The sequence below is a fragment of the Butyricicoccus sp. Marseille-Q5471 genome, assembly GCF_951230135.1.
Classification (GTDB): domain Bacteria; phylum Bacillota; class Clostridia; order Oscillospirales; family Butyricicoccaceae; genus Agathobaculum.
This window is the reverse complement of sequence record NZ_CATNVC010000011.1, coordinates 23,917-36,900: the sequence shown is the minus strand read 5'-3', so window position 1 is coordinate 36,900 and position 12,984 is coordinate 23,917. Positions and strand designations below refer to the sequence as shown.

At 56.0% G+C, this 12,984-nt stretch carries 3 protein-coding genes; all 3 read left to right on the top strand.

Annotated elements, in window-relative coordinates; all coding sequences use genetic code 11:
- The first annotated feature begins 49 nt into the window (after positions 1-49).
- From QOX26_RS11275 to QOX26_RS11265, 3 genes are read left to right on the top strand one after another with little or no spacing between them, the layout of a single operon-like run.
- Entirely contained in the window at positions 50-2,413 is a 2,364-nt protein-coding gene (locus tag QOX26_RS11275) for a LuxR C-terminal-related transcriptional regulator (RefSeq protein ID WP_283675079.1), read from the top strand.
- Positions 2,410-2,682, top strand: coding sequence for a hypothetical protein (locus QOX26_RS11270; RefSeq protein ID WP_283675078.1), 273 nt, complete (start codon positions 2,410-2,412; stop codon positions 2,680-2,682). Before QOX26_RS11275 ends, QOX26_RS11270 begins: the two co-directional genes overlap by 4 nt.
- On the top strand, positions 2,679-12,806 hold the full coding sequence (locus QOX26_RS11265; protein ID WP_283675077.1) for an S-layer homology domain-containing protein: 10,128 nt from the start codon (positions 2,679-2,681) through the stop codon (positions 12,804-12,806). The genes QOX26_RS11270 and QOX26_RS11265 overlap by 4 nt, the downstream gene beginning before the upstream one ends.
- Positions 12,807-12,984: the final 178 nt, after the last annotated feature.

The window sequence follows — 12,984 nt, the reverse complement described above, 5'->3', positions numbered from 1 at the left end:
ATGATAGGCAATATATTGAAAGCATGAGGTATTTTAGGGGGACTGCATCGTGAATGAGGGACACATCGTCCTGCGCAGAGAACTGTGCAGCCGTCTGCAGATGGATGCGGAAACAAAGAAGGTAATCTATATCGGTGCACATACCGGATGGGGCAAAACGACTGCGGTCAAGCAGTATCTGGAGCAGAATGAGCTGACACACGACTATTTGTCAACCCGGGAGGCGGACTGGTGGGAGGCATTTTGCAGCGATGTGGAACAGGGCGTGCCGCATATTGTGGTGGACGATTTGCACACGCTTACCAACGCAGAACGGGACAGTCTGTCCCGGCAGATGGCGGCGGCTCCCTTTGGCATACGGTTTTATCTGATTGGCCGCGCGGCCATGCCGCCGTTTTTGAAGCCGTTTTACGCGACCAATCAGCTGGCATGCTACGGGTTGGACGAACTGCGGTTGACCGAGCAGGAACTGACAGAATTTTTCCTGCTTCGCGGCATCTCCTGCAACAGCGGGTTGACGAAAAGCATCCTCGACTATGTGCAGGGCTGGCTGCTGGGCGCATTTTTTTTGGCACAACGGGTCTGTAGAATAAAGGGGTTGACGCGCGAGGCAATCGAGCTTGCCGAACTGGATGTATACGACTACTTTGATAACATGCTTTGGAGCGGATGGAGCAGTCAGGTGCAGAAGGTTTTGCTGCAAATCGGTCATTTGGAGGAGTTCACCGAGCGGCAGGTGTGTATGATTTGCGGCAAGGGCAACATGAACGGCATTTTGGAAACCATGCTGTCCATGGGCAGCTTTTTGAGGCGCGATTCGGAGCAAAACTATCACTTTTATCACATTTTCTCAACCTATCTGGTTTATAAGCGGTCACGCCTGTGCGATGAAGCCTTTTTGCAGCGCAACTATACCAGTACCGCGCTGTATTATGCGATGGAAAACGACCTGCCCAATGCACTGCGGTACTATCATATGGCAGGCGACCAGCAACGGGTCACCGAGATACTGATTGAAAATGCAGGCGGCAATGCGGGGGACGCGTATTTCTACGAACTGGAAAAATATTATCTGGAACTGGACGAGCAGGAGGTTCTGCATTCGCCGGAAATGATTTGCGCGCTTGCCTTTCTCCATTCGGTTTCCCTGCGCACAGCGGAAAGCGACGCATGGATGGAAAAGCTTGCCGCACTGGAGCGTGCATTGCCGGACAACGATCCGCGCAAAAAAATCGCCGCGGAAAAGCTGAGTTATTTGTCGATTGCGATTCCGCACCGGGGAATCGAAAAGATGTTGGACAAGCTTGAGTGCATTGCCGCGCGGCGGCAGAGCATACAGCAGGTCAGCATCAGCGGCAACATGCCCGGCGTGATGAACGGCAGCATGGACTTCTGCGATTGGAGTCGCAGGGATCGCTTCCTTTATGAAACAGCAACGCCGCTGCTCAACACGGTGTTTGGCAGTTATGCAGCCGGCCTGCCCGAGATTGCACTGGGCGAAAGTCTGTTTGAAAAAAACGCGGACGGCAACTTTACCGAAAGCCTGATGCTGCTCAATCGCGGTAAGGCGGAGTGCCAAAAATGCCGCAACTTACAGCTTGAGTTTGCGGCAAATGCCCTGATGGCGCGCATGTTTCTCTGCCAAGGCAGTTCGAGCACGGCGCAGGAAATGATGGAACAGTTTCGTGTGGAGGTGCAAAATCAGGGCAAGCGCCAGCTGCTGCTCAATGTGGATGCGTTTCTGGTTCGGCTGTCTCTGCTGAATAATGACAACGATGCTTCAGAGCATTGGTTTGCCGAGCAAGCGCCCAACGAGCAGGAGCATTTTTATTCGCTCGAACGGTACCGATACCTGACCAAGGTGCTGGTTTATCTGGTCAAGGGCATGCATCTCGAGGCGCTGTCGCTGCTGGATCAGGTGGAGTATTATTTTGCAGGCTATCAGCGGCATTATAACTGGATAGAAGCGCGCCTGCTGCGCACCATCGTGCTGTACCGTATGGGGCAGCCGGGCTGGCGGGAGGTTCTGTCAGATGCACTTAAAATCTGCGAAGATTATGGGTTTTACCGCGTGGTGAGCGATTTGGGCGCCGCAATTTACGAGCCGCTGCAAAAGGCGAAGCCGGATGTAGGGGGGGCGTACCACCGCCGGCTGCTTGCCGCAGTACAAAAGCAGGCCATCTGCTATCCGCGGTATCTGGCGCCAGCGCATCAACTGAGCGCCGACCTGTCCGAGGCGGAGAAGAATGTGCTCCGACTGTTGGTCAACGGCCTGTCCAATGCGGAAATCGGAAGACTGCTGAATATCAGCCTGGCAACGGTAAAGACCCATACCGGAAATATTTACGCCAAGATGAATGTAAAAAATCGTCTGGCCGCTGTCAAAGCAGCGCAGGAGATGAAAGTGATATGAGTAAACATTCGGAAATCAGAAAAGACGGCGAAACGACCCTGAGATCTGCTGCCGGACAGCAATTTCAGCTAACCGTCACAGGCACAGCAGAAGCGGAGTGGCAGGGTAGCGTATGCTTTGAGGGGCAGGAGTTTGCATTTAAAAGTGTGATGGAGCTGCTGCGCATTATCAACGGCAGGCTTGGCGCACCGCCAGCACAAGAAGCCTCATCAAACGATGAGAAACAGACATCAAATTGCAATCACAAAATAAAAGGAGAATACAGATGAAGAAACGACTGTTGAGCCTAACACTTGCCCTGTGCATCGTGCTGGGCCTGCTGCCGCAGATTACACTGACAGCGGGTGCGGCGGCAAACAATGACCCCTTCGGTCTTGACGTGAACGGGACGCTAGAGAATCCAAATTTGGAGGACAACCCCTACGGCACCACGGGTTGGTTCAGTCTGTTTACCAAATCCGAACTGGTTGAGAGCAAAACCAGCGAGGAAGGCGGCCGCAATCAGTATGTGGACCGCTATAATACAGACGGAAGCCGCAGCCGTGAGGGCGATTTCGGTCTGGGCAGTGGCTACAGCCTGATTGCTACGGCGCCGTTTGACCCCAATGGCACGGGGCGCAAGGAGTATATCGCAAATCTTGTGTACCAAGATAGCTCCAACAAGCTGTACCTCTATGTAACCGATACCTATGGCACGGTAACGGATTATCGGGAAGTTGACAACAGCAAGGGCTTTATGGACGAGGTAGAGTCCTATCACGCGACTTCGCATATGGCCATCACAGCCGGTGACTATGACGGCGACGGTCGGGACACCGTGGTTGTTTATGCGGTAAACGCACTGGAGCTGCAGGAATTTGAAATGTCCGGCCGAAGCATCAACAAGGTGCGCAATGTGTGCCATATCGGCGATGTTGTAGGTCGAAATCAGCTGAACTGGGTCATGGATGATGACAATGACAACGGCAGCGATGAGCTGCGTGCTACTCCCTCTCTGCAGATGACCACTGCGGACACCGATAAGGACGGTCGGGACGAGCTGGTGCTGGCTGCGAGTTGGAACGATTTGGATGACGATAAGTACAACGGCAACAGGGCTGACTGGCAATGCTCCTACGCGGCGGTCTATGACTACGGCACGGGCTGGAATCAGACCTGGAAGCGTGTTCTGGAGAAAAACGGTGATGTGAAGGCTAGCGGCCGACTTCGCTTTGCGGGCGTAAGCGTCGGCAACGTGCAGCAGGGCGAAAGCACCGTGGATTATCCGGAAATTATTGCAGCAGGTTTTATCGATGAGGCCGGCGGAGATGGCTGCAGCATCAGCGAAAAGCAGTTTGGCCTTTATATGTTCCGCTATGATGGTACGAATTACTCGGTTGTGATGCAGGATGACCGGCATAACTTCTCCGAATTCACTTCGGGTGGTCTGGATAGCGGCGATAAGATTCAGGACCCGATGGCAGTGACGGCTTTTGCGGCACATGGCATCGCGGAGGCGGAGTATCTTTTCGTCGAGGGCGAAACATATTATTATGATTCCAGTTCAAGTAAGTTCGTCTATGATACAAAAAACAAATATTTTGACGATGATGACGACGGTATCGGCCGCTTTATCATCAGCAACGGCAGTGTACAGCAGGCTGTTGCCGGAAACTTCGACGGCAACATGGAAGGCCGCGAGCAGGTTATGTTCACCACCATGCAGAAATACAAGTATGGCAACGGTCATTTTGCAAAGACCTGGCGCTACGGCTACAATGCGGATCGGTCGTTCTATTCCAATGACTACGGCTGGTCCTATTACTGGGAGAGCAAAATCGCAGTCTCTCTGTCTGCGGCCGATGTGGGCAAGCAGGACGGCACGCTTGCCAAAATCAAGAGCAAGTCGCTCGGTTATACCAAACCGGATGTTATGGCGATTTTGGAAGCGCCCCCGTATTTCTCGGAGGTGAATGAAGGGGATTTGAACAACGGTACCACCGAATACGGTAAGTCTAAGGGTTCCGGTACGGGCTCTTCCTCCTCAACAAAGGTTTCGGCCAGCGCAATGGTCGGCTTTGAGTATGAGGATGGCGTAACCGGCAGCGGTGGCGGATTTGAAACCACCATCACAAACGAGTGGACGAGTGAAACCGCGAAATCCACCGAAGAGGAGTACGAAATTACCTACTCAAATGACTCGGGTGAGAACGCGGTAATCGTATACCGCACACCCGTGACGACTTATGAGTACGACGTACGCAGCTACACTCCGGGCAGCACCAACTCCAACACGCTGGTCATCGGCATTCAGGGTGAGCCAACGACCAATATGATTACGGTCGACCAGTATAATGAGGCGGCCGATGCCTATGGATTGGATCAAATTTCGGGTACAATGCTGGCGACAGCCGGCAGTCCGACCAGCTATCGCAGTATGATGCCGACATCCAAGGATCCCAAGCATTCTTGGCAGGCGAAGAGTTCAAGCACATACGGCGGCACGGGCACGGTATCCCAGTCGCTCAGCATCACCAACAGCACTGAGGAATCCAGTACCTATGACTTTACCACGGAGTTCGAAGCCTCCGGCGTCGTGTTCGGCGTCAAGGCAGGCGGCGGTGTCGGGGGCGGCTTTGGCAGCGGCAGCACCACCATGAACTCGGAGGGGACAAGCAAGACCGGTGCGGTGTCCACGCGTCCGAGCGATGTGCAGAACATTGAAAACTACGACTTTACATGGCGATTCTCCACGTGGACGCAGACGCTCAATCAGCAGGAAATCCCGGTTCTGGGTTATCTGGTGAACAACGTGATTGCGCCGCCGTCGCCGCCGCAGAATCTGGCGATGTCGGAGCACACGGATTCTTCCATGAAGCTGACTTGGGAATCCGGCGATCGCCCCGCAAATGAATACAAAGTATACCGCTATAATCCGTCCAACCCCTATAATGCATACACCCTGCTCGGCTCGGTCAACGGCGGCGCAGAGGAGGATGGAACGTATTCCTTCTATCTGGGCGGGCTTGCGCCGGATACGACGTATCAGTATGTGATAACCGGTGTGTCGCTGAAATTCGGCGAGTCTGTGTACAGTGAGGTCGTTATCGGCACAACGCTCGCGCAGTCGGGCGACTCGCTGACCTTTGAGAATCCGGCGAATAAGTCGGCGCTCGAAAGCGAAGTCGCAGCATTCTCGGTCAATGTTTCCAACTACGGCGGCTATAACCAGGTGAATTACCAGTGGCAGGAGAAGCTGTCCGGAGCGCCTTGGAAAACGATTGACGGCGCAAACGCCAGCCGACTGAGCGTAACCGCAACCGCCGAGCGTGCGAACGCAAAATATCGCTGTATCGTATTCGGCACAACGTCCGCAGGTGATTCCGTACCCTATTACAGCAGTGCCGCTACGCTGACGGTCGGTCTGGCCGATGTGGAGCCTTCGCTTTCGGTGACGGGCTACGACAGCGGTGAGGGCACGCAGACGCAGCCTTATGCGGGTCTTGCAAACCACACCAAGGAGACCTCAAGCAGCAATCAGGTCACTTACATCGTGCAGGCGACTGCGGCAGTTGGCAGCGGTGATGCCGCTGCGGTTGCGCGCGTTTATAATGTAGGCACGGAGGCCGTGCCGGTTTATGTGGGCATTGTGGAGCAGGATGCGGAAGATCAGCGCACCACGGAGTACTATGCGGTCACCAAGACCGAGCAGGACGGACAGGATGTCTACACCGCAGGCGAAAAGCTGACTTATCAAACTGTCGCCAGCTATACCAAGGGTGACGGTGCCTACACATGGCCGGAACAGGTCACCGATAATCTGGTTGAGCCACTCAGCGTGAAGATTGGCGAAAAAACGTACCACCGCTATATCGCGGTTCAGGGCACATTTGCGGAGCTTGGAGACACGACGGGTTCCACTTCGGCACAAACGGTGCAGGGTAAGCTGACCGCAGTAAGCGCGGTGGGCGAGCAGTACATCAGCCGGGATGATGCCACCTTCTATCCTTATACCGATGGCATGACCACGCTCCCGGCAGCAGCCGAGATTCCGACAGGCTTTGAGGTAACGCAGCTGTACCATACGTCAGCCGCGGACGGCACGGCGGTTTATCTGGTCGGTCATACTGACACGGACTATGCCTATACGCCTGCGGCCGATGCAGAAGAACCTGCGATTACCACAAAATCGTCGGTGTTCCGCTGGTACGAAATCACGGCAGTGACGGCGGAGGCAAGCACCGCCTATACGCCGGCAGAAATCGTTCGGAATGTTGAAACGACCTTGAGCGGCACTTCCTTTACTGCTGTAAGCGATCCGACATTTAAGGTAGAGACCACGCAGAAGACAGAGGATGTCGTTACCACCAGCCAGACGGATGTCACCGGTAAGGCGCTCAGCCTAGCCGTGCAAACCACCAAGCTCGGCGGTGAGGACGGAGGCTTGCAGGTTGCGGCGCCGAATGCGGACTACACCATTCGCATGGTAAACCAGACCTCGGGCAAGGTTCTCACACGTTCGGGACGTACGGACGACAAGGGCCTGAGCACCGTTGCATGGACTGCGCCCTCGGCCGGCTTATACGCCATCACCGTGATCACGGGCAGCAACAGCAGCGAGGCGCGGTTCTACCTCGCCGGCGGCGCAAGCGAACAGGAGTATACGCTGGCGGTGAGCCGTCAGACGGACGACAACAAAACAAATCTGACCGCAGCGACCTATGGTGATACCCTGACGCTGCGGACAGGCAAAACTACCATCACGACCAACGAAGATAGTACGCTTGAAGCGACTTTCGAAGCGGTGGACGATGACGGCCTTGCCTACTACTATACGGTAGATGGCGGCGCAGAGCAGAAAATCGGTACGCCGCAGGCATTTGCTCCCGAGCGTGCGGGCACATACCAGATTCTGTCCAAGAAGGACGGCACAGTGCTGGCCTCTACCATCCTGAGCATCGGCAAGAAGGCGCTGACAGTAAAACCGATTTGGACCGGCTCGGAGTCGGGTCAGGCCCCCGCAATGCTGAGCGATATTACACCGACGGCTAAAACACTGGTATCCGGTGATACACTGGACGATGTGTTCCAGGTGATCTGCGATCTGTACAAGGCGGACGGCAGTCAGGATACCGAAAAAACCGGCGCGTTCAGTGTAGAGCTTCATTATCAGGCGAGCGCTGCGGCGGATGCCTTCCGCTCGAAATATGATGCCACGCTGGAAAAAGGACAGATTCTGCGCCGGCAGGACACCTATCCTGTAAGCTACACGGTGGGTGAAAACGGCAAGGCTGAGGGACGTTACGGCGACACCGGTACGCTCTTTGCCTCCGGCATGTCCATTGAGATTGGCCAGAAGCTGCAGTTCCTTGCCACACCGAAGTCCGGCTTTATCGTAGACCAGTGGACGGTGAACGATACCCCCATCAGCATCGGCGATAAGACCTATCAGCTGAGCAACAATAACAATACACTGTCCATTGCGGATTTCGGCGTAGATCATCTGGCAAACAATATGCTGAACATCAAGGTCACCTTTAAGAGCGACAGCCACACCGTTTCATATTCGGTTAAGGGCGAGGGCGGCAATTTGACCGCGGCGACCGCTGAAAACAACAAGGTGGAAAACGGCGGCAAGGTTGCGGAAGGTGCAACGGTTACCTTTACTGCGACACCGGATGCAGGGCAGACGGTATCGAAGTGGACGGTCAACGGCAGTGATTATACTTGGCCGGGCGGCACTTCACTGTACCGTGAGAATACGCTGACCGTTTCTGCTGTCAGCAGCAACCTGACCGTCACCGTAGCCTATGAAGCGGCGGGTACACATCATGTGACCACCACCGTTGAGTCTGAGGCAGGTACGGAAACGGCGGGCATTACGGTTTCGGCAAAGAACGCTGCCACCAATGACGCAATCGCAGACCTCGGCACAGTGCCTTCCGGCACGGCAATTACCTTCTCCGTGCCCACCAGTGACACGATGGGTGTGAAGGAGTGGCAGATTGATAAGGGCGACGACGCAGGCTATCAGGCTATTGCAGGTTCGGGCGGCAGCGGCTCGGTTACCGTGTATAACATCACGGGCGACTGGAGTGTTAAGGCCATCATCACGACGGCACAGACCTTCGCCCTGACCTATCAGGTGAAACTGGGCGACGCGATGGTCACCGATGCAGGCATTGCATCGCTTGCAGCCTCCAGCCGCGGTGCGGCGCTCGGCGCTTCGCCCGCGACTTGCGCGGCATACATTCCGGTGGACTTCGCCCTCACCCTGAACGACAATTACCGTGTCGTTTCATGGGCAGGCGCGGCAGCAAACGAGCAGGACAGCACCAAGGCATCGATTGCTTCGCTGGCGGCGAAGACCATTGTCACCGTCACCATTGCGGAAAAGCCGCAGATTACGGTGTCGGCGGAGCAGCATGGCGCAACGACCGTTTCGGGTGTCCGCGCAGGCAAGGACATTGCAATCGATACGGCCAGCACAGAAAAGCATGTGGATTACGGCAGCGGCATCACTATTTCCGCCGTGCCGCAGGATGGCTATTTCGTCAGCAGCATCACGGTCGGCGGCGTGGCTTACTCCTATGACAGTGCGGAAAAATACGAGCCGGATACCGTTCAGCTGTCGATTTCCGACGTGCAGGACAACACGGCAGTCGCCGTGGTGTACACCGAAAAGCCGGTTCTGGACTTCGAGTCCGATGCGGATCACAACATCACCGTTTCGGCAAAGCAGGGCGACACCGCGTTGACCGACGGTCAGCACATCGAAAAGTACAGCAGTGACATTGTGCTCACGGCAACGCCGAACAAGGGTTATGAAACGGCTGTCTGGACGGTGAACGGTGCGTCTGTCACGGCATCTGCCGTCAGCGCGGACAAAACCGATGAGACGACCTACACCGTTGCCGGACCGATTGCGGAAAACGTGACCGCGTCTGTCACAGCAAAGACGATTGCGCAGCACAACCTGACGCTGTCGGTTGAGCAGATTGACCAGAGCGGCAACGGCAAGCACGGCGCGATTCGTGCAGACGTGACCCGAAAGACGCTGAATGACTACACGGCATCCATTTCGGATACCGAAAATGCGGTGGACGGACAGTTCTACCGCGACAGCAACCTCATGATTTATGCCGAGCCGGATGCCAATTACCGTGTGCAGACCTATACATGGACGGTAAACGGCGTTTCGGGTTCGGGCAGCACCCTGCCCAACCTGACCGACGTGCAGGGCGATGTTACGGTGTCTGTCCGCTTCATCAAAACGGTAGCCGGCGTGACCTTCGGGCCGACCGATCCGGCACACACCGGCGGCTATCTCTCTGCCGCAGCGGTGGAGAATACCAATGTGCTCGGCAACGCGTCTTCGGGCATCAATCTGGCTCAAAATAAGGCGCTGAACCTCAAGGCGACCCCCGCAACCGGCTATGAAGTGCAGTACTGGACACAGAACGCCGCACCGATTGACGGTACGGAAGGCAAGACGGACTACACCTATATCAGCCTTGGCACAGGGGAGAGCGTCTATCTCGCCCCGGTGTTCCGACAGGTCACTTACGGTGTGACCGCGGGCGCGGATCACGGCAGTGTGTCCATCGCACCGGCGCTGACCGAAAATCAGGCACGCGGCGGCACAGAGCTGACCTTTACCGCGACCCCGACAGACGGCTACGCCGTGTCCTATTGGACGGTCAATGGCCTCAAGCAGGACGGTAGCGCAGGCAGCAGCTTTGTCTGGACGGTGCCCAACGGCAAGCAGGCAACGCCCGCAGTCTCCGCTTATGAGATTCGTGCAGTCATGGCGCGCGGCAGCTATCAGGTGAACTACAGCGCAGAAACGGGCGGCACGGTCACAAGTCCGGTCGCACCCGGCGGCTATGTGGCAAACGGCGCGGAAGTCACGCTGACTGCCGTGCCCGCTACCGGCCGTCATCTGACGCACTGGTTGGTAAACGGTGCAAAGAAGACCACAGAAAGCAATGCGCTGACCCTGACGGTTACAACTGATACAACTGTCAAGGCGGTGTTTGCGCTCGATGCGATTACACTCGACTACAGCCTGAGCGGCCGTCCCGGCAAAATTACCGCGACGGTTGACGGCAGCAGCATTGAAAGCGGCGCAACCGTACCCTATGGCGCGGATGTGTTGCTCACCGTCAAGCCGAGTAATGCGACCGACATGTTGGCAAGCTGGACGGTTGACGGCAGTACCGTTGCGGAAATGACCGATACGGAAGATGTCGCCATGAGCTATACGCTGCAAAACGTGACCGGCGCGCAGACGGTTGCGGCACAGTTGGTGGAACGGCCGACCTATACGATTGCTGCAACGGCGCAGGAGCACGGTGCGGTAAGCATTGTGGGCGACACGGAAAACACGGGCAGCATCGCCATCGCGCGCAACGAAAGCGTGACCATCACGACCGAACCCGATGAGTTCCACAGCTTCCACCACTGGATTATGAACGGCGTACAGAACGAGACAGACGGCAGCACGCTGACGCTCAACGCAGTCAAAAAGGACTATGCTGTTGAGGCGGTGTTCGATGAAGCGGTTCTGCTCGATGTGTATTTCTCCATCGAGGGCAGCAACCCGAACGACTCTACCGTCAAGGTTCAGAAGGGGAACGAGGTCATCTACCCGACAACTGACACGCCGGCCTCTGTCGTCGGCGGCACAACGCTGACCTTCACGGCGCAGCCTGCTGCAGATGCCTCCGATAACACCGATATGGTGGCCAAGTGGACGGTGGACGGCACGGAAGTGACCAACGACAATATGGCGGCTCTGGGGCTTGCCATGACCGATCGACTGTCTAACACATTGGTAATTTCCAAACTGACAAAGGCAGTACATGTCACCGCCGAATTTGTACCGTATGTGGGATATGCCATTCCCTCCAATCAGAGCAGCTATACCATTACGAACGTGCTTCGCGTGCCGGATGACACGCTGCCCAAGGGCGAAATCCGCAAGGACGGCACGGTAACCTTCACTGTCACGCCCACACAGCTGGCAGGCGGTGAAAACGGCTACCTCAGTAAGCTCCTCGTCAACGGTTATGACTGCCTGACCGCCACCGGCGGTAGCGGCGACGTGACGGCGGTTAAGAACGTAAACGGCTCTTACACGGTAACGGTCACAAACGTCAATGCCGATATCCAAACCGAGATTGTAGCCAACAAGCTTGTGGTTGAGGACGACGTTCAGGTTCCGGATTCGCTGAAGGAGAACGAGGAACTCAATACCACTGACAAGATTAAAACCAAATTGGAAACCAAGCTGACCAATCATGCGAGCGAGAATCGCGCTTTCTACGAAGTGACGCTCAAGTATTACGATACGACAGAAAATGCGTGGCAAATCGTAAGCGAGCATGACTTCCCGGCGGAGGGCGTGGATGTCGTGATTCCCTATCCGGCCGGCACGGATTCCAAGGACACCTTTACCCTGATTCACATGCTGACGACGAGCGGCAACGCAGGCGAAATGGAGGTCGTTAAGTTTACCAAGGAGGCAGACGGACTGCATTTCCACGTGAACAGCCTGTCTCCCTTCGCCATCGGTTGGAGCAAGTATACTGCACCTGCCGGCGGCGGTGGCGGCGGAGCTGTGACCGCTTCGCACACCATTAACGCCACAGTCGGCGCAGGCGGCAGCATAACGCCTTCCGGCAAGGTGAGTGTCGTTTCCGGTAAGGAGCAGACCTTCACCATTAAGCCGAACGACGGCTATCAGGTAGCAGATGTGCTAGTCGACGGCAAGAGTGTGGGTGCGGTCGAAGCCTACACCTTCAAGGATGTCAGCGCAGACCACACCATCGCGGTGCGCTTTGTCGGTAACGACGAGGCAAACTGCCCGAGCAAGCCCTATACCGACGTAGACCGCACGCAGTGGTACCACGAAGCGGTGGATTATGCCATTTCGAACGGCCTGATGAGCGGCTATGACGCGCACACCTTCGGTCCGGAGGATGCACTGTCGCGTGCAATGCTCGCGCAGATTCTCTATAACAACGCAAAGCGTCCGGCCGTCACCGACGGCAGCCTGTTTACCGATGTGGCAAACGGCGCATGGTATGCTGACGCAGTGATTTGGGCAAACGCGAAGGGCTATGTCACCGGCTATGGGGACGGCCTGTTCGGACCGGATGACCATATCACCCGCGAACAGCTTGCGGCCATCCTCTGGCGGCATGCCGGCAGCCCGGCAGCAGAGCAGGCACTGACCGGCTTTGCTGATGCGGGTCGGATTAGCGGTTACGCTTCCGGTGCAATGCAGTGGGCGGTAGAGCGCGGTATCATTTCCGGCAAGGGCAATGGCGTGCTTGACCCCACCGGCAATGCGACCCGTGCTGAAGTAGCGGCAATGCTTATGCGATATCTGACATTGAGCGCACAGTAATACAACAAAAAAAGGCTCGGATTCTGAGGAATCCGAGCCTTTTTCGATCAGTGAGAACGGCCGTACCGTATGCTGTACCGTTCGGTCGAATAATATTTTTGGACAGGTGTCCGTAGGCGCTTGACATCAGGAAGCAGAAGCGTTAAAATATTAACAATAAGGCGGTGCGGCTTGTCTT